This window comes from Mycobacterium pinniadriaticum (genome assembly GCF_026242045.1).
Classification (GTDB): domain Bacteria; phylum Actinomycetota; class Actinomycetes; order Mycobacteriales; family Mycobacteriaceae; genus Mycobacterium; species Mycobacterium pinniadriaticum.
The window spans coordinates 87,886-105,673 of sequence record NZ_JAPJDO010000001.1 but is presented as its reverse complement, the minus strand read 5'-3'; the positions used below and the strand labels follow the sequence as shown (position 1 = coordinate 105,673).

Sequence of the window (17,788 nt, the reverse complement as noted above, 5' to 3'; positions counted from 1 at the left end):
CGAGATGTCCGCTTCGTTGAAGACCCCGCTGACCGAGCTGATCGGCATCGAACATCCCGTCGTTCAGACCGGAATGGGGTGGGTCGCGGGTGCCCGGTTGGTGTCGGCCACCTCCAACGCCGGCGGCCTCGGCATCCTCGCCTCGGCGACGATGACCATCGACGAGCTGACCACCGCGATCAAGAAGGTGAAGGCCGCGACCGACCGCCCGTTCGGGGTCAACATCCGCGCCGACGCCGCCGACGCCGGCGATCGGGTCGACCTGATGATCCGCGAAGGCGTCAAGGTCGCCTCCTTCGCACTGGCCCCCAAGCAGGAATTGATCGCGAAGCTCAAAGAAGCCGGTTCCGTGGTGATTCCGTCAGTCGGGGCCGCCAAGCATGCGAAGAAAGTGGCCGGCTGGGGTGCCGACGCCGTCATCGTGCAGGGCGGCGAGGGCGGCGGCCACACCGGCCCGGTGGCCACTACGCTGCTGTTGCCCTCGGTTCTCGACGCGGTGGACATCCCGGTCGTCGCCGCCGGTGGCTTCTTCGACGGGCGCGGCCTGGCCGCGGCGCTGTCGTACGGCGCCGCTGGGGTGGCGATGGGCACACGGTTCCTCCTGACCTCGGATTCGACCGTGCCCGAAGAGATCAAGCAGCGCTATCTGCAGGCCGCGCTCGACGGCACCGTGGTTTCGACCCGTGTCGACGGCATGCCGCACCGGGTGTTGCGCACCGAACTCGTCGAGAAGCTGGAAAGCGGTTCGCCGCTCCGCGGCTTCACCGCTGCGGTGCGCAACGCGGCCAAGTTCAAGAAGATGTCGCAGATGACGTGGGCCGGGATGATCCGCGACGGCCTTGCCATGCGCCACGGCAAGGACCTCACCTGGTCACAGGTGCTGATGGCCGCCAACACCCCGATGCTGCTGAAGGCCGGCCTGGTCGAGGGCAATACCGAAGCGGGCGTGCTGGCTTCCGGACAGGTTGCCGGGATCATCGACAGTCTCCCGTCCTGCGCCGAACTCGTCGACACCATCGTCGCCGATGCCGTCAAACACCTTCAGGCGGCCGCCGCGTTCATCGATTAGGGCGTAGTTTGGGCGGTGCACAACCACGATTTCGGAGGACGCAATGGCTCTTGCACCGGAGACGTGGCCGCGGCAGTTCCGCGATCTGATTCGGGTATCCAACAAGTATCTGCTCAATCCGGTGATGTTGCGACTGGCCGGAAGCCGGTACTGGTACGCCTCGGTGGTGCACCACGTCGGGCGCCGATCGGGTAAGGAGTACGCCACCCCGGTGGTCGCCGACCGGGTAGGCGACCACTTCCTGATCCCGCTGCCTTATGGCACACAGGTCGACTGGCTCCGAAACATCCTCGCTGCGAAGCGCGCACGGATCACCAGCAAGGGGCGGCCTTACGAGGTCACCTCACCCGCGATCGTGGCCGCGACCGAAGCTCTTCCCCTGCTGTCCGAAGATCGGCGGCGAACCTTCGAGCGCACCGGAATCGCGCACTTCCTGCGCATGAGTATCACGGAGTAAGTAATCTGCTTCATTTTCACAAAATGAAGCTATAGTCTTCACATGACTAAGGTGAAGGATAACACTTCATCAGTGCGGGCCACCCTGATCGGCGACGTCGTCGGGTCGCGGCACGCTTCGAACCGCGCTGAGCTGCATCGCCGCGTGGACGAGGCGCTGGCCGAGGTTGCCGGAACTTCGCCGGTGTTCACCGTCGGCGACGAGTTCCAGGGCAACTATACGACCGTCGGTGCAGCCATCGACGCGGCCCTCACGATTCGGCTGGCGCTGGCACCCGACGTCGACGTTCGATTCGGCATCGGATGGGGTGGCGTGACTGTTCTCGACGCAGAGACCGGTATCCAAGACGGCCCCGGCTGGTGGTCGGCGCGCGACGCGATCGAATGGACCGCGACCGCCCAACAGCAACCGGCGCTGGCGTCGGTGCGCACCGCATACCGCCGCCACGGCGACACCGGGCCGGATCCCGACGCGGTCAACGCCGCCCTGTTGTGTCGGGACCACCTGCTTGGATCGGTGGATGCCCGGTCTCTGCGGCTGTTGCGGGGGCTACTCGACCACAAGACGAAGAAGGAATTGGCGGCAATGGAAGGCATCAGCGCTTCGGCGGTCTCCCAACGCACCACGCGCGACGGGCTGGACCTGCTGGTGCTGGCATCCGAACACCTGCGGGACATCCGATGAGCGGAGCGAAGGGGACAGTCGGGATCACGCGATGAGCGGCGTCGCCGTACTGCTGATCGCCGTCGGCTGCGCCGACATCGTTCGGCGGCTGGCAACCCGGAGTTGGCCGGGTGTGATCACCGGGCCGGTGGTGGCGGTCGCCACCGCGGCGCTGTGCGGGCTGTGGCATCCCGGCGATCTGCGTCTGGTGGGCAGCTTCGCGAGCTGGATCGTCGCGCTCGGCGGGCTGGCGCTGACAGCGACCGCCGAGGTTCCCGATTCGCCGCCGGTGGACTTCGCCGGCGTCATAGCTTGTCCATCATGAAAATGAATGCCGCGATTCTGTGGGAGTACGGGCAAGACTGGAGCGTCGAGGAAGTCGAGCTCGATCCACCGAAGGACGGTGAAGTTCTCGTCTCCTTCGAGGCCACTGGCCTATGCCATTCCGATCACCACATTCGCGACGGCGACCTGGTGGCACCGATCCCGCTGATCGGCGGCCACGAGGGTGCCGGCATCGTGCGCGAAGTCGGACCGGGGGTTCGCGACCTCAAAGTCGGCGACCACATCGTGGCCGCGTTCCTGCCCGCCTGCGGACGCTGCCGCTGGTGCGCGACCGGCAAATCGAACCTGTGCGATATGGGCGCGGAAATCCTCATGGGCCTGCAACCCGACGGCACATTCCGCCGCCACGCTCGCGGCCAAGACATCTACGCCGCAATCGGTTTGGGAACCTTCGCCCCCTACGGGACGGTGCCCGAGGCGTCGCTTGTCAAGATCGACGACGACATCCCGCTGACCCGGGCCTGCCTGCTCGGCTGCGGTGTCACCACCGGCTGGGGCTCGGCGGTCAACACCGCCGACGTACGGCCCGGCGACACCGTGGTGGTGATCGGCTGCGGTGGCATCGGCAGCGGCGCCATCCAGGGCGCCCGGTTGGCCGGTGCGGAGAAGATCATCGTAATCGACATCGTGGAAAGCAAGCGGGACAAGGCGTTTCTGTTCGGCGCCACGCACTTCGCCACCTCGATCGCCGAGGGGACCGAACTGGTCCGCGAACTGACCAAAGGCGTGATGGCCGACTCCGCACTACTGACGGTCGGCTTGGTCAAAGGCGAGATGATCAACGACGCGCTCGAACTCGTCAGCAAGGGTGGCACCGTGGTGCTCACCGCGTTAGCCGCGATGACCGACGTGACACCGGTACTGCCGATGACGATGTTCACGCTGTTTCAGAAGCGCCTGCTCGGCAGTCTCTATGGACAGGCCAACCCCCGCGCAGACATCCCGAAGCTGCTCAGTCTCTACCGCGAGGGCAAACTGCTACTCGACGAGACCGTCACCCATGAATACAAGCTGGCTGAGATCAACGATGCCTACGCCGACATGCTCGCCGGCCGCAACATCCGAGGCGTGGTCGTCCACGACCTGTGAGCCTTCTGCGGCGAGCAGGGGAGCTGCCGCTAAGACGAGCAGACACAAAAGGTTCCGAAAACTGGCGTGTCGCGGAGCTTTCGTGTCTGCTCGCGGGCAGGACTAGAGCCGTTCGATGATGGTGACGTTGGCGGTGCCGCCGCCCTCACACATCGTCTGCAGGCCGTAGCGGCCGCCGCGGCGCTCCAGTTCGTTGAGCATCGTGGCGAACAGCTTGGCACCCGTGGCACCGAGCGGGTGGCCCAGCGCGATCGCGCCGCCGTTGGGGTTGACCTTCTCCGGGTCGATCTTGGTCTCCTTGAGCCAAGCCATCACCACCGGCGCAAACGCCTCGTTGATCTCGACGACGTCGATGTCCTCGATCGTCAGCCCCGCCTTATCCAGCGCGTACTTGGTCGCCGGAATCGGGCCGGTAAGCATGAACACCGGATCGGCGCCGCGGGCGCTGATGTGGTGGATGCGGGCCCGCGGGGTCAGCTTGTGCGTCTTGACGGCCTCTTCACTGGCCAGCAGCACCGCACTGGCACCGTCGGAGATCTGGCTGGCCATCGCCGCAGTCAGCCGGCCACCCTCCCGCAGCGTCTTGAGCCCGGCCAGCTTCTCCAGGCTGGACTCGCGCGGACCCTCGTCGGTGCGGAAGTCGCCGACCGGGACGATCTCGTTCTCGAAGTTGCCGTGGCGGATGGCGGCGAATGCCTTGTCGTGGCTGCCCTTGGCGAACTCCTCCATCTCCTCACGAGACAGTCCCCACTTCTCGGCGATCATCTCCGCCCCGCGGAACTGCGAGATCTCCTGATCGCCGTATCGGTGCAGCCAGTTCTCGGACTCGTTGGTCGGGGAGGTGAAGCCGAACTGCTCGGCGACGGTCATCGCCGACGAGATCGGGATACGGCTCATGTTCTGCATGCCGGCGGCCAGGATCAGGTCGGCGGTACCGGCCATGATGGCCTGTGCGCCAAAGGAAATGGCCTGCTGGCTCGAGCCGCACTGCCGGTCGACGGTGACGCCGGGCACCTCTTCGGGGTAGCCGGCGGCCAGCCAGGTGTTGCGGGCGATGTTGCCGGCCTGCGGGCCGATGGTGTCCAGGCAGCCGGCCACCACGTCATCGACAGCGCCCGGGTCGACGTCGACCCGATCAAAGATGCCGCGGTAGGCCACCACACCGAGGTCGATGGGGTGGACGGGGGCCAGCGATCCATTGCGCTTGCCGACCGCGGTGCGTACGGCGTCGATGACGTATGCCTGTGATGCGGGGGCCATGTCGTTCTCCTTGCTAGTTGTTGGGCGCGGCTATGCCGCCCAGGACGATGGCGAGGTATTGGCGGCCGACTTCCTCGGCCGTCAGGGGTCCACCTGGTTGGTACCAACGCACGGACACCCACGTGGTGTCCCGGATGAACCGGTACACCACGTCGACGTCGATGTCCGGGCGGAAGTATCCCTGCTCGACACCCTCGTTGAGGAGGTCGAGCCACATCTTGCGTTGTTCTTTGTTACGAGCCTCGACGAAGTCGAACTGCGGCAGTGACGACAGCCGCTTGGCCTCGTCCTGGTAGATGACCACCTGGGCGTGCCGGTTCTCGATCGCGTCGAACGACGCCATGAAGAGGCCCTTCAGTCGCTCGAGCGGATTGGGCTCGGTGGCGATGACCTCTTGGTAACGGTCGAACAGCCAGTCCAGGAAGTCACGCAGGACCTCCTCGACCATCTGCTCCTTGCTCTTGAAGTGGTGATACAGGCTGCCGGACAGAATGCCCGCCGAGTCGGCGATGTCACGCACGGTCGTTGCCCGCAGACCGCGCTCGGCGAACATCGTCGCGGCGAGCACCAGGAGCTCGTCGCGACGGCTGGCCGGCTGCTCCGTCATGGGTGTTGGCTCGATACCGAAATGACTTCGCCGGTCAGATAACTCGAGTAGTCGCTGGCCAGGAAGGCGATGGTGGCGGCGACCTCCCACGGCTCGGCGGCACGGCCGAACGCCTCACCTTCGGAGAGCCGGTCCAGCAGGTCGGCCGAGCTGGTCTTCTCGAGGAACTTGTGCCGCGCGATGCTCGGCGACACCGCGTTGATGCGCACGCCGTATTCGACGGCTTCGATGGCGCTGCATCGGGTCAGCGCCATCACGCCAGCCTTGGCTGCGGCGTAGTGCGATTGGGAATGCTGAGCCCGCCATCCCAGAACGCTGGCGTTGTTGACGATCACGCCGCCGTGGCCGGCGTCGCGGAAGTACCGCAGCGCGGCGCGGGTCGCCCGCATCACCGACGACAGGGTCACGTTGAGCACGCGATCCCACTCGTCGTCGGTCATGTCGATCACCGGCGTCTGGCCGCCGAGCCCGGCGTTGTTCACCAAAACATCCAGATGGCCGGCCTTTTCGACAGTCGACGTGATCAACGCGTCGACGGCCTCGGTGGAGGTCACATCGCAGACGACCGCGTCGACCCTTCCGAGGCCGAGGCCAGCCAGTTCGTCGCGGGTCTCGCCCAGGCGGCGTTCGTGATAGTCGGAGACGACGACGTCGGCGCCTTCGAGCAGGGCCCGTCGCGCGGTCGTGGACCCGATGCCGGTGCCGGCGGCCGCGGTGACGAGCACGACCTTGCCCTCGAGCAGGCCGTGGCCCGCGATCTCCTCGGGCGCGGTTTCAAGCCCCACTAGCCCTTCACCTCACGAGGTAGGCCGAGCACCCGCTCGGCGATGATGTTGCGCTGGATCTCGTTGGAGCCGCCGTAGATGGTGTCGGCCCGCGAGAACAGGAACAGCCGCTGCCATTCGTCGAAATCGCCGTCGGTGATCAGCAGGCCGGACTTGCCTTTGATATCCATCGCCAGCTCGCCGAGATCGCGATGCCAGTTGGCCCACAACAGCTTCGACACGTTGTCCTGGCCTCCGCCAATGTCGCCGGCCCAGCGGCTCCCGGGCTCCTCGACGTCCATGGTGGCCATGGCGTAGGACCGCATGGTCTGCAAACCCGCCCAGGACCGCGCGAGCCGCTCCCTGATCAGTGGATCGTCGATCGCGCCGGTGGTCTTGGCCAGTTCGGCGATTCCGGAAAGTTCACGGGCATAACGAATCTGCTGCCCCAGGGTGGATACCCCACGCTCGAAGGTGAGTGTTCCCATCGCCACCCGCCAGCCATCACCGGGCGCGCCGACAACCAGATCGGCATCGGTGCGGGCGTCGGTGAAGAACACCTCGTTGAATTCCGAGTCGCCGGTGAGCTGGATGATCGGACGGATCTCCACCCCTGGCTGATCCAGGGGCACCAGGAGATAGGACAACCCGGCGTGCCGCTTGGAGCCCTTCTCGGTGCGGGCCACCACGAAGCACCACTGCGCCCAGTGCGCCAGGGACGTCCACACCTTCTGACCGTTGATGACCCAGTGCTGCTTCTCCGTCGCTCCGCTCGCCTGGGGATCGCCTACGAGCACCGCTGACGTCGCGACGTTGGCCAGGTCGCTGCCGGCGCCGGGCTCGGAGTAGCCCTGCGACCACAGCTCGGTCACGTCGAGGATCCGCGGCAGGAACCGCTGCTGCTGTTCGGGAGTGCCGAACGCGATCAGGGTGGGCCCGAGCAGTTCCTCGCCGAAGTGATTGACCTTGTCGGGTGCGTCGGCCTTCGCGTACTCCTCGTAGAAGGCCACCCGGTGAGCAACAGACAGGCCGCGACCACCGTGCTCGACGGGCCAGCCCAGGCAGGTCAGGCCGGCCGCGGCGAGGTGGCGGTTCCAGGCCAGCCGCTCTTCGTAGGCTTCATGCTCGCGACCCGGACCACCGAGGCCCTTGAGTGCGGCATATTCGCCGACGAGGTTGTCGGCCAGCCACTGGCGGACCTCCGCCCGGAACTCCTCGACCGTGATCACCCTAGTAGGCTAACCTACCAAGCACTTGCTTTGTTAGGCCGGGCCTGGACGGCGCCAGTGGCCGGCGATCAGATTCAGAGGAGCCTCGATGACGAGACCCGGCGGGCAGGAGCGCAGTGACACGGGGATGTCGCAGCGCACCACACCCGCGGTGTTGGACCGGATGGCACTCGACTTCGCCGACCATGACGCCCTGGTCACCGCCGAACGCACCCTCACCTTCTCAGAACTGCGCGACGAGGTTCGCCGCGCGGCGGCAGCGATCGTCGGCGCGGGTGTCGCACCCGGAGATCGGGTCGCGATCTGGTCGCCCAACACCTGGCACTGGGTGATCGCCTGCCTGGCCATCCACTACGCCGGTGCGGTGATGGTGCCGTTGAATACCCGCTACACCGCCGACGAAGCGACCGACATCCTGGCCCGCACCGAGGCGCCGCTGCTGTTCGGGATGGGCCGATTCCTCGGCGCCGATCGGGTCGGCGACCTGGATCGCGCCGCGCTGCCGGCACTGCGGCACATCGTGCGCATCCCGATCGAGGACGACGACGGCACCTGGGACGCGTTCCTCGCCGGGCCGCAGCCACCGCTGTCCGAGGTGGACTCCCGCGCGGCGGCGGTGCGTCCCGACGATCCCTCCGATGTCCTGTTCACCTCGGGGACGACCGGGCGCAGCAAAGGTGTCCTGTGCGCGCACCGCCAGTCCCTGGCCGCCCCGGCGGCGTGGGCCGCATGCGGCCAGCTCACCAGCGCCGACCGCTACCTATGCATCAACCCGTTCTTTCACAACTTCGGCTACAAGGCCGGCATCCTGGCGTGCCTGCAGACCGGCGCCACCCTGATCCCCCAGCTCACCTTCGACCCCGAACAGGCGATGCGGGTGGTCGCCGAGCAGCGCATCACCGTATTGCCCGGCCCGCCGACGATCTTCCAGACCCTGCTGGACCACCCGAACCGCAAGCAGTACGACCTGAGCTCCCTGCGCTTCGCGGTGACCGGCGCGGCGACGGTGCCGGTCGTGCTGATCGAACGCATGCAGGCCGAGCTCGACTTCGACATCGTGCTGACCGCCTATGGGCTGACCGAGGCCAACGGCTTCGGCACCATGTGCCGCGCCGACGACGACGCCGTCACGGTGGCCACCACCTGCGGGCGCCCGATCGCCGACTTCGAACTGCGCATCGATGCCCCGGACGACACGGGAGCCGGCGAGGTCCTGTTGCGCGGACCCAACGTGATGCTCGGGTATCTCGACGACCCGGCCGCCACCGCGGCGGCGATCGACGCCGACGGCTGGCTGCACACCGGCGATGTCGGCACCGTCGACGAGGCGGGCAATCTCCGGATCACCGACCGGCTCAAGGACATGTACATCTGCGGGGGCTTCAACGTCTACCCCGCCGAGGTGGAGCAGGTGCTGGCCCGCCTCGAGGGAGTGGCCGACGCCGCCGTCATCGGCGTGCCCGACGAGCGCCTCGGCGAGGTCGGCCGGGCGTTCATCGTGCGCCGCCCGGACAGCGACCTCGACGAGCAGGCCGTCATCGACTACACCAAGAAACACCTGGCCAATTTCAAGACCCCGCGCTCGGTGGTCTTCGTGGCGGCCCTGCCACGAAACCCCGGCGGCAAAGTGGTCAAACCCACACTGCGAGAGATGGTTTGATGGATCTCAGCTACGACGATGCCACCGAAGAGTTCCGCGATGAGGTGCGCACGTTCCTGTCGGCCAACAAGGCCGCGTTCCCGACGAAGTCCTATGACACCGCCGAGGGGTTCGAGCAGCACCGGGTCTGGGACCGCGTCCTGTTCGACGCCGGCCTGTCGGTGATCACCTGGCCGGAGAAGTACGGCGGCCGCGACGCCACCCTGCTGCAGTGGGTGGTCTACGAGGAGGAATACTTCCGCGCCGGGGCGCCGGGTCGGGCCAGCGCCAACGGCACCTCGATGTTGGCGCCGACGCTGTTCGCGCACGGTACGGAAGAGCAAATGGACCGGGTACTGCCGAAAATGGCTAGCGGCGAAGAGATCTGGGCCCAGGCCTGGTCGGAGCCGGAGTCCGGCAGCGACCTGGCGTCGCTGCGGTCGACGGCCACCCAGACTGACGGCGGCTGGCTGCTCAACGGCCAGAAGATCTGGAGCTCGCGAGCGGTCTTCGGGGACAGGGGATTCGGATTGTTCCGGTCCGACCCGGCCGCTGAGCGCCATAAGGGCTTGACCTACTTCATGTTCGACCTCAAGGCCGACGGTGTGACGGTGCGCCCGATCGCCCAGCTCGGCGGGGACACCGGGTTCGGCGAGGTCTTCTTCGACGACGTGTTCGTGCCGGATGCCGACGTCATCGGCGGCGTGCACGACGGGTGGCGTGCCGCGATGAGCACGTCGAGCAACGAGCGCGGCATGTCACTGCGTAGCCCGGCCCGATTCCTGGCACCGGCCGAACGCCTGGTGGCGCAGTGGCGAGACCGGGGTTCCGACCCGGCATTCGCCGACCGGGTGGCCGACGCCTGGATCAAGGCCCAGGCCTACCGGCTGCACACCTTCGGCACCGTGACCCGGGTGGCCGGCGGCGGGGAACTGGGTGCCGAGTCGTCGGTGACCAAGGTGTTCTGGTCGGACCTCGACGTCGCGCTGCACCAGAGCGCGCTCGAACTTCGCGGCGCCGACGCCGAACTGACCGATTCCTGGACCGACGGTCTGCTGTTCGCGCTCGGCGGCCCGATCTACGCCGGCACCAACGAGATTCAGCGCAACATCATCGCCGAGCGGCTGCTCGGGCTGCCCCGAGAAGGCTCAGCGAGCGCAGGAGCGAAGAAATGAAATTCGCACTCGACGAACAGCAGCGAGATTTCGCCGCCAGTATCGACGCCGCACTGGGTGCCGCCGATGTGCCCGCGACCGTCCGGGCCTGGGCCGACGGTGACACCACACCCGCTCGCAAGGTGTGGTCGGTGCTGACCGATCTGGGTGTCACCGCGCTGGCGGTGCCCGAGAAGTACGACGGCATCGAGGCTCACCCCGTCGACCTGGTGGTCGCACTGGAAAGTCTCGGCCGCTGGTGCGTACCGGGACCGGTCGCCGAATCGATTGCGGTGGCACCGGTTCTGCTCGCAGACGACGAAAGGTCGGCTGCCCTGGCCGCCGGTGAGCTGATCGCGACGGTGGCGCTGCCACCGCGGGTGCCGCGCGCCGTCAACGCCGACTTCGCCGGGCTCACGCTGCTGGCGCGGGACGGGCAGGTGAGCGATGCCACCGCCGGCGATGCCCATGAGTCCGTCGACCCCACCCGCTGCCTGTTCGATGTCGCCGCCGCCGGCAACGCCAAGGACGCCGACGTGGCGCGAGCCTACGAATTCGGGGCACTGGCAACTGCCGCCCAGCTAGTCGGCGCCGGCCAGGCGATGCTGGACATGTCGGTCGAATACGCCAAACAGCGCAGCCAGTTCGGCCGCGTCATCGGCAGCTATCAGGCGATCAAGCACAAACTGGCCGACGTCCACATCGCGGTGGAGCTGGCCCGTCCCCTCGTCTACGGCGCGGCGCTGTCCCTGGCCGACGGATCTTCGGACACCGCACGTGATGTCAGCGCCGCCAAGGCCGCCGCCTCGGATGCCGCGCTGCTGGCGGCACGCTCCTCGCTGCAGACCCACGGCGCCATCGGCTTCACCTCCGAACATGACTTGTCGCTGTGGTTGTTGCGGGTGCAGGCGCTGCACTCGGCATGGGGTGATCCGACCAGCCATCGACGACGCGTGCTGGAGGCACTGGCATGACCACAACCGAAGAACGGCAGATGCTGCGCGACACCGTCGCCGCACTCGTCGAGAAACACGCATCGCCGGGCGCGGTCCGGGAGGCGATGGAGTCCCCGCGCGGTTACGACGAGGCGTTGTGGACCATGCTGTGCGAGCAGGTCGGGGTCGCCGCTCTCGTGGTGCCCGAGGATCTCGGCGGCGCCGGTGGTGAACTGGCCGATGCCGCAGCCGTTCTCGAGGAGCTGGGGCGCGGTCTGGTCCCGACACCGCTGCTCGGCACCACACTCGCCGAGCTGGCACTGCTGGCCGCTGACGAACCCGATACCGACACCCTCGAGGAACTGGCCGCCGGCGCGGCCATCGGCGCGGTGGTGTTCGACCCCGGCTACGTGGTCAACGGTGACATCGCCGACGTGGTCGTCGCCGTCCAGGACGCGACATTGGCCCGGTGGAGCGACGTCACCGCCGAGTCGATACCGACGATGGACCCGACCCGCCGGCTGGCCCGGCTCGCCCCCGGCGCGACCGCGGTGATCGGGACCGACCCCGGGCTGGCCGATACCGCGGCGATCCTGCTGGCGGCCGAACAGGTCGGTGCGGCCACCCGCTGCCTAGAGCTCACCGTCGACTACACCAAGGAACGCGTGCAGTTCGGCCGGGCGATCGGTAGCTTCCAGGCCCTCAAGCACCGGATGGCCGACCTGTACGTCGCCGTGCAGTCGGCGCGCGCCGTCGTCGGCGATGCGATTACGGCGCCCACACCGGTGTCCGCGGCGCTGGCGCGCCTGGCCGCCAGCGAGGCGTTCACGAAGGTCGCCGGCGAGGCGATCCAGATGCATGGCGGCATCGCGATCACCTGGGAACACGACATCCAGCTGTACTTCAAACGCGCTCACGGCAGCGCCCAGCTGCTCGGTTCGGTGTCCGACCAACTCCGCCGGCTCGAATCCGAGGTGCTCTAGCCTGACTGAGGTGAACAATCGCGTTGCGCTGCGAGCCGGCATCCCGCCGTTCTATGTGATGGACGTGTGGCTGGCCGCCGCGGAGCGACAGCGCACCCATGGTGACCTGGTGAACCTCTCGGCAGGACAACCGAGTGCCGGCGCCCCGGAACCGGTGCGCGCCGCCGCGGCGGCTGCGCTGGAGGCCAATCAGCTGGGCTACACCGTCGCTCTCGGCATTCCTGAGCTGCGCGAAGCGATCGCCGGGTCGTACGCGGGCCGTTACGGGTTGGACGTCAGCGCGGACGACGTGGTGGTGACCACCGGGTCGTCGGGGGGCTTCCTGCTGGCCTTCCTGGCCTGCTTCGACGTCGGTGACCGGGTGGCGATCGCCAGCCCGGGCTATCCCTGCTACCGCAACATCCTGTCCGCGCTGGGCTGTGAGGTGGTGGAGATCCCATGCGGGCCGCAGACCCGGTTCCAGCCGACCGCGCAGATGCTGGCCGAACTGGATCCACCGGTTCAGGGCGTGATCGTGGCCAGCCCGGCCAACCCGACCGGCACGGTGATTCCCCCGGAGGAGCTCGCGGCGATCGCGTCCTGGTGCGATGCGACCGGCGCCCGGCTCATCAGCGATGAGGTCTACCACGGGCTGGTGTATCCGGGTGCACCGGACACCGCATGCGCCTGGCAGACGTCACGTAATGCCGTGGTGGCGAACAGCTTTTCGAAATACTTCGCGATGACGGGCTGGCGGCTGGGCTGGCTGCTGGTGCCCGAGGAATTGCGTCGCGCGGTGGACTGTCTGACCGGAAACTTCACCATCTGCCCACCGGTGTTGCCGCAGTTCGCGGCGGTTGAGGCGTTCACGCCCGAGGCGATCGCCGAGGCGGAAGTCCATCTGCACCACTATGCGGCCAACCGGGAGACACTGCTGGCCGGTCTACGCCAGATCGGCATCACCCGGCTGGCGCCCGCCGACGGCGCGTTCTACGTCTACGCCGACGTCTCGGATTTCACCTCGGACTCGCTGACATTCTGCGAGAAGCTGCTGGCCGATACCGGGTTGGCGATCGCCCCCGGGATCGACTTCGACACCGTGCAGGGCGGCTCGTTCGTGCGGCTGTCGTTCGCCGGGCCTGCTTCCGACATCGAGGAGGCGCTTCGCCGACTCGGGTCGTGGCTGGTCCGCTGATGCGTTGAGCGCAGATATTGCGGGACGCCGCCGCAACTGATGGGGTCGAGGCATGCCTTTCATCGACCATGAGCTCGGCCGCGCTTACTACCGGCACTGGGCCGCACTCGAGCCGCGTGCGGCAGTCATCTTCCTGCACGGGTTCGGCGAACACACCGGCGTCTACCACCGGCTGGGATTCGCCCTCAACGCCGCCGGGATCGACCTGTGGGCTGTCGACCAGTTCGGCCATGGCCTCTCCCCCGGGGCGCGCGGGGACTTCGGCAGGATCGAGGACAGCTCCGCGCTGGCTGACAGCCTCACCGCACTGGCCGAACAAGCGACGCCAGGTATTCCGCTTGTCGCGCAGGGACATTCCTATGGTGCGGTGGTGACCCTGTTCCGGCTCCTCGACCAGCCGCAGCGCTACCGCGCCGGGATCATCTCCGGTGCGCCGCTGGTCCCTGTGCCGGAGTTACTCGACACCGACACCGCACTCGACCTCGACCCGCTCTGGCTGTCGGGGGACCCGTTCTACCTCGACGCGATGGAGAACGATCCGCTGGCGTTCGTCGAAGCCGACAGCGTTCCCCTGGCCCGCGAGCTGGCCAGGGCCTGGGACCGATTCGGTGACGAACTGCCGAGCCTGAGCGTGCCCACGTTGGCCATCCACGGTGAGCTCGACCCGATCGGACCCGTCAGCGCGGTACGCGCCTACGCCGAACAGATCCAACCACTACGGCTGCGGGAGTTTCCCGGCGCGCACCACGACATCCTCAACGAGACGGTGCACCGTGAGGTCGCCGCGGCGATCATCGAGTTCATCGATCAGAACAGTTAGAGCCAGGTGTCGGTGGTGGTGGCGGTCAGGAACGCGTCGAGGTCGTCACGCCACTGCGCCGGGGTGTTCTTGTCCGGCTCGATACCCGTGTACTCGCCGCGGTAGAACAGCAGCGGCCGCGGCTTCTTCTTCGGCACCTCCGACAGCGACTGAACCGCCCCGAACACCACGAAATGGTCGCCGCCGTCATGCACCGAGTGCACCGTGCAGTCGATATGAGCCAGCGTGCCATCGATCACGGGGGAGCCGAGCTTGCTTGGGCTCCAGTCGATTCCAGCGAACTTGTCCGGCTCCCTCGATCCGAACCGGGCCGACACATCCTTCTGCTTCTCATGCAGGATGTTGACGCAGAACTTTCCGCTGGCCTCGATGGCCGCCCAGGACCGCGAGAGTTTGGTGGGGCAGAACAGCACCAACGGCGGCTCCAGCGACAAGGCCGCGAACGATTGGCAGGCAAACCCGACCGGAACGTCGTCGTGGACCGTCGTGACGATGGTGATGCCGGTGCAGAACTGGCCCAGCACATGACGAAACGTGCGGGGATCGATCATGGGTGCGGACATCGGCTACTTGAACCCGACGGAGAAGTCGTGCCCCCACAGACTGACTGCGGTGCTCTCCCTGGCGATCCAGTCCTCGTCGGAGACCTGTAAACCCTCACAGCCGAATTCGACGTCGAAACCGCCGGGGGTCTTCATGTAGAAGGACAGCATCTTGTCGTTGGTGTGCCGGCCGAGCGTCGCTGACATCTTCACCTTGCGGCGGTAGGCGCGGTCCAGGCACAGACCCACGTCATCGGAGTTCTCCACCTCGACCATCAGGTGCACGATGCCGCTGGGATTGGGCATCGGCATGAAGGCCAGCGCATGATGGCGCGGGTTGCAGCCGTAGAACCGCAGCCAGACCGGATCCCCGTCGGCCGGGCGGCCCGCGATCTGCGGCGGCAGGCTCATCGAATCCCGTAACCGGAACCCCAGCACATCCTGGTAGAACGCCTGTGCGGCAGCGTCGTCGTCGCAGGTGAGCACGACGTGTCCAAGACCCTGTTCGGCGGTGACGAACTTGTGGCCGTAGGGGCTGACGAAGCGGCGGCCCAGGTACTGCGCGCCGTGGAACGCTTCGAGAACGTTGCCGGCGGGATCGGAGAATCGGATCAGCCCCTCAACCCGCCGTTCGGACTTCTCCTCGCGGGTCCCTTCGACGAAGTCGACGCCCGCCTTGGCCAGGTTCTCGCGCAGGCCCTGCAGCGCAGCCGCGTCGGCGACCTCCCAGCCGGAGACCAGCAGTCGGTCCCGGTCGCCGGGCACGATCACCAGCCGGGCGGCGAAATCATCCATGCGCAGGTAGAGCGCATCCGGGATGGCCCCGTCACCCTCCACCATGCCAAGCACCTTGAGTCCGAATTCTCGCCACGCTGCCACATCGGTGGCCTCAATTCGCATGTAGCCGAGCGCCTTTAGCGTCATGCCCCACCTCCGAGGAAATCGACGGTCAACCTGTTGAACTCGTCGAACTTCTCCAACTGAGCCCAATGTCCACATTGCCCGAAAACGTGCAGCTGGACACGTGGAATCTGTTTCAGCGCGACCAGCGCACCGTCGAGCGGATTGACCCGGTCCTCGCGGCCCCAGATCAGCAGCACGCGCTGGCGCAGCTTGTACACGTCACGCCACATCATCCCGAGCTCGAAATCAGCTCCCGCGAACGACTTTCCCATCGCTCGTGCCGCAGCCAGCGACTCGGGCGTGCTGGCGATCGCAAAGCGTTCCTCGACCAGCTCGGGAGTGATCAGCTTCTGGTCGTAGACCATGACGCGCAGGAACTTCTCCATGTTCTCCCGCGTCGGGTCGGCGGTGAACCGCCCCAGCAGTTTCACCCCTTCGGTGGGGTCGGGCGCGAACAGGTTGACCGACAGCCCACCCGGTCCCATCAGGACCAGCCGGCCGGCACGTTCGGGGTTGTCCAACGCAAAGCGCACAGCGGTTCCACCGCCCAGCGAGTTGCCCACCAGAGCCGCACGTTCGATCTTGAGATGATCGAACAAGTCGAGCAGAGCCCGCGCGCTGTAACGGTTGTACTGCTCGTGCTCGGTGTGCTTGTCGGAGTGGCCGTAACCGGGCTGGTCCACGGCGAGCACATCGAAGTGTTGGGCGAGCACCCCGATGTTCCGGGAAAAGTTCGACCAGCTCGACGCCCCCGGGCCGCCGCCGTGCAACAGCACCAGGGTCTGCGGGTTGCCGACACCCGCCTCGTGAAAGTGCAGACGCATGTCGTCACGGACTTGCGCATAGCGGCTGGTGGACTCGAAGGTCGGCTCCCGCTGGGACTCGACTTCCTGGATGAAGGACGTCATCGGCCGACCGGCTACACCATCGTGTCGCCGAGCGGCAGCCCGAATTCCTGGTTACCGAACATCACGTAGGCGCGCTCGGCGTCGTTGGCGGCGTGCACCCGCCCGGCGTGTGCGTCACGCCAGAACCGTTGCAGCGGCGTGTCGATGCCAAGCGCGGTGGCGCCGGCGCTTTCGAAGAGCCGGTCGATGGACGCGATGGCGCGCTGGGTCGCCCGAACCTGGTCTCGACGGGCCTTGGCACGCAACTCCAGCGGGATGTCCGCACCGGCCAACAGCAGCTTGTACTCGGCCGCCAGATTGCCCGACAGCTGGGCCCAGGCCGCGTCGATGTCGCTGGCCGCCTCGGCGATCCGAACCTTGGCGAACGGATCGTCCTTGGCTTTCTCGCCGGCGTAGGCGGCGCGCACCCGCTTGCCCTGATGCTCGACGTGAGCGTCGTAGGCGCCGTAGGCCATCCCGACGATCGGGCTCGAGATGGTGGTGGGGTGCATGGTGCCCCAGGGCATCTTGTACACCGGTGCGGTGTTGTTCTGCAGCCCCGGTGAAGCCAGATCGCCCATCGCCTTGAAGGAGGTGAACCGGTGCCGCGGCACGAACACGTCCTTCATCACCAGGGTGTTGCTGCCGGTCCCCTTGAGGCCGACCACGTGCCAGTCGTCCTCGATGCGGTAGTCGCTGATCGGGACGAGGAAGCTGCCGAAGTCCACCGGCCTGCCGTCCTTGATGACCGGCCCGCCGACGAACGTCCAGGTGGCGTGGTCGCATCCCGAGGACCAGTGCCAGGACCCGTTGACCAGGTAACCGCCGTCGGTGACCACACCGGCGCCCATCGGGGCATACGACGACGAGATCCGCACCGTCGGATCCGCGCTCCAGACGTCCTCCTGGGCCTGCTGATCGAAATGCGCCAGATGCCAGTTGTGGACACCCAGAATGCCGGCCACCCAGCCGGTCGAGCCGCAGGCGCTGGCCAGCCGGCGAACCGCCTCGTAGAACACCGTCGGGTCGGTCTGCAGGCCACCCCACTGCTCGGGCTGCAGCAGCTTGAAGAAGCCGACCTCGTCGAGCTCGGCGATCGAGGCGTCGGGGATGCGGCGCAGATCCTCGGTCTCCTGCGCCCGCTCGCGCAATTTCGGCAGCAGCTCATCGATGCCGGTGAGAACCGACTCCGCGTCACGCTGTTGAATGGACGTCACTGCATGCCTCCCAGAAGTGCGTTACTCCGACCAAGACTAGAACACGTTACG

The 17,788-nt window shown here is 67.0% G+C and carries 19 protein-coding genes; 11 read left to right on the top strand and 8 right to left on the bottom strand.

The window, feature by feature from the left end; genetic code table 11:
• Nucleotides 1-4 precede the first annotated feature (4 nt).
• The 5 genes from ipdC to ORI27_RS00510 are packed head-to-tail and all read left to right on the top strand — an operon-like array spanning nt 5 to nt 3,623.
• The gene (gene ipdC, locus ORI27_RS00530; RefSeq protein ID WP_265994740.1) at nt 5-1,069 is read left to right on the top strand and encodes a (3aS,4S,5R,7aS)-5-hydroxy-7a-methyl-1-oxo-octahydro-1H-indene-4-carboxyl-CoA dehydrogenase; all 1,065 of its coding nucleotides are present in this window, start codon (nt 5-7) and stop codon (nt 1,067-1,069) included.
• A 43-nt stretch (nt 1,070-1,112) separates the two neighbouring features.
• Entirely contained in the window at nt 1,113-1,526 is a 414-nt protein-coding gene (locus tag ORI27_RS00525; protein ID WP_265994741.1) for a nitroreductase/quinone reductase family protein, read from the top strand.
• A 42-nt stretch (nt 1,527-1,568) separates the two neighbouring features.
• The gene (locus tag ORI27_RS00520; RefSeq protein WP_265994742.1) at nt 1,569-2,210 is read left to right on the top strand and encodes a SatD family protein; all 642 of its coding nucleotides are present in this window, start codon (nt 1,569-1,571) and stop codon (nt 2,208-2,210) included.
• Between the two features lie 31 nt (nt 2,211-2,241).
• Entirely contained in the window at nt 2,242-2,514 is a 273-nt protein-coding gene (locus tag ORI27_RS00515) for a hypothetical protein (RefSeq protein WP_265994743.1), read from the top strand.
• A complete protein-coding gene (locus ORI27_RS00510) occupies nt 2,511-3,623 on the top strand; it encodes an NDMA-dependent alcohol dehydrogenase (RefSeq protein ID WP_265994744.1) in 1,113 nt (370 codons plus the stop codon). Before ORI27_RS00515 ends, ORI27_RS00510 begins: the two co-directional genes overlap by 4 nt.
• A gap of 102 nt (nt 3,624-3,725) precedes the next feature.
• Here the strand turns inward: ORI27_RS00510 and fadA6 are convergent, their stop codons facing one another.
• From fadA6 to ipdE1, 4 genes are read right to left on the bottom strand one after another with little or no spacing between them, the layout of a single operon-like run.
• Nucleotides 3,726-4,883: a steroid 3-ketoacyl-CoA thiolase FadA6 gene (gene fadA6 / locus ORI27_RS00505; RefSeq protein ID WP_265994745.1), complete on the bottom strand. Its 1,158-nt coding sequence runs from the start codon at nt 4,881-4,883 to the stop codon at nt 3,726-3,728.
• A gap of 13 nt (nt 4,884-4,896) precedes the next feature.
• Nucleotides 4,897-5,490 (bottom strand): TetR family transcriptional regulator KstR2, encoded by a 594-nt coding sequence (gene kstR2, locus ORI27_RS00500; protein ID WP_265994746.1) that lies wholly within the window; start codon nt 5,488-5,490, stop codon nt 4,897-4,899.
• Nucleotides 5,487-6,275 (bottom strand): (5R,7aS)-5-hydroxy-7a-methyl-1-oxo-2,3,5,6,7,7a-hexahydro-1H-indene-carboxyl-CoA reductase, encoded by a 789-nt coding sequence (gene ipdF, locus ORI27_RS00495; protein WP_265994747.1) that lies wholly within the window; start codon nt 6,273-6,275, stop codon nt 5,487-5,489. Before ipdF ends, kstR2 begins: the two co-directional genes overlap by 4 nt.
• The gene (gene ipdE1 / locus ORI27_RS00490; protein WP_265994748.1) at nt 6,275-7,483 is read right to left on the bottom strand and encodes an acyl-CoA dehydrogenase IpdE1; all 1,209 of its coding nucleotides are present in this window, start codon (nt 7,481-7,483) and stop codon (nt 6,275-6,277) included. Before ipdE1 ends, ipdF begins: the two co-directional genes overlap by 1 nt.
• Nucleotides 7,484-7,610: 127 nt before the next feature.
• Here ipdE1 and fadD3 point away from each other — a divergent pair, with 127 nt between their 5' ends.
• The 6 genes from fadD3 to ORI27_RS00460 are packed head-to-tail and all read left to right on the top strand — an operon-like array spanning nt 7,611 to nt 14,188.
• On the top strand, nt 7,611-9,143 hold the full coding sequence (fadD3, locus tag ORI27_RS00485) for a 3-((3aS,4S,7aS)-7a-methyl-1,5-dioxo-octahydro-1H-inden-4-yl)propanoate--CoA ligase FadD3 (protein WP_265994864.1): 1,533 nt from the start codon (nt 7,611-7,613) through the stop codon (nt 9,141-9,143).
• On the top strand, nt 9,143-10,297 hold the full coding sequence (locus ORI27_RS00480) for an acyl-CoA dehydrogenase family protein (protein WP_265994749.1): 1,155 nt from the start codon (nt 9,143-9,145) through the stop codon (nt 10,295-10,297). Before fadD3 ends, ORI27_RS00480 begins: the two co-directional genes overlap by 1 nt.
• Nucleotides 10,294-11,250, top strand: a complete 957-nt coding sequence (locus tag ORI27_RS00475) for an acyl-CoA dehydrogenase family protein (RefSeq protein ID WP_265994750.1) — start codon at nt 10,294-10,296, stop codon at nt 11,248-11,250. Before ORI27_RS00480 ends, ORI27_RS00475 begins: the two co-directional genes overlap by 4 nt.
• Nucleotides 11,247-12,194, top strand: coding sequence for an acyl-CoA dehydrogenase IpdE2 (gene ipdE2, locus ORI27_RS00470; RefSeq protein WP_265994751.1), 948 nt, complete (start codon nt 11,247-11,249; stop codon nt 12,192-12,194). Before ORI27_RS00475 ends, ipdE2 begins: the two co-directional genes overlap by 4 nt.
• A 10-nt stretch (nt 12,195-12,204) precedes the next feature.
• Nucleotides 12,205-13,368 carry a pyridoxal phosphate-dependent aminotransferase gene (locus tag ORI27_RS00465; RefSeq protein ID WP_265994752.1) on the top strand — a complete coding sequence of 388 codons (1,164 nt, stop codon included), beginning with the start codon at nt 12,205-12,207 and terminating at the stop codon, nt 13,366-13,368.
• 52 nt (nt 13,369-13,420) lie between these two features.
• Nucleotides 13,421-14,188, top strand: a complete 768-nt coding sequence (locus tag ORI27_RS00460; protein WP_265994753.1) for an alpha/beta fold hydrolase — start codon at nt 13,421-13,423, stop codon at nt 14,186-14,188.
• Here the strand turns inward: ORI27_RS00460 and hsaB are convergent.
• Genes hsaB through hsaA form a run of 4 tightly spaced genes read right to left on the bottom strand, consistent with a single transcriptional unit; the run spans nt 14,185 to nt 17,737 of the window.
• Complete coding sequence (gene hsaB, locus ORI27_RS00455) at nt 14,185-14,751, bottom strand: 3-hydroxy-9,10-secoandrosta-1,3,5(10)-triene-9,17-dione monooxygenase reductase subunit (RefSeq protein ID WP_265994754.1); 567 nt, start codon at nt 14,749-14,751, stop codon at nt 14,185-14,187. The two genes, ORI27_RS00460 and hsaB, sit on opposite strands and share 4 nt — an antisense overlap.
• 3 nt (nt 14,752-14,754) lie before the next feature.
• Entirely contained in the window at nt 14,755-15,654 is a 900-nt protein-coding gene (hsaC, locus tag ORI27_RS00450; RefSeq protein ID WP_265994755.1) for an iron-dependent extradiol dioxygenase HsaC, read from the bottom strand.
• Nucleotides 15,651-16,541, bottom strand: coding sequence for a 4,5:9,10-diseco-3-hydroxy-5,9,17-trioxoandrosta-1(10),2-diene-4-oate hydrolase (gene hsaD, locus ORI27_RS00445; protein WP_265994756.1), 891 nt, complete (start codon nt 16,539-16,541; stop codon nt 15,651-15,653). Before hsaD ends, hsaC begins: the two co-directional genes overlap by 4 nt.
• A gap of 11 nt (nt 16,542-16,552) precedes the next feature.
• Complete coding sequence (hsaA, locus tag ORI27_RS00440) at nt 16,553-17,737, bottom strand: 3-hydroxy-9,10-secoandrosta-1,3,5(10)-triene-9,17-dione monooxygenase oxygenase subunit (protein ID WP_265994757.1); 1,185 nt, start codon at nt 17,735-17,737, stop codon at nt 16,553-16,555.
• Nucleotides 17,738-17,788 lie beyond the last annotated feature (51 nt).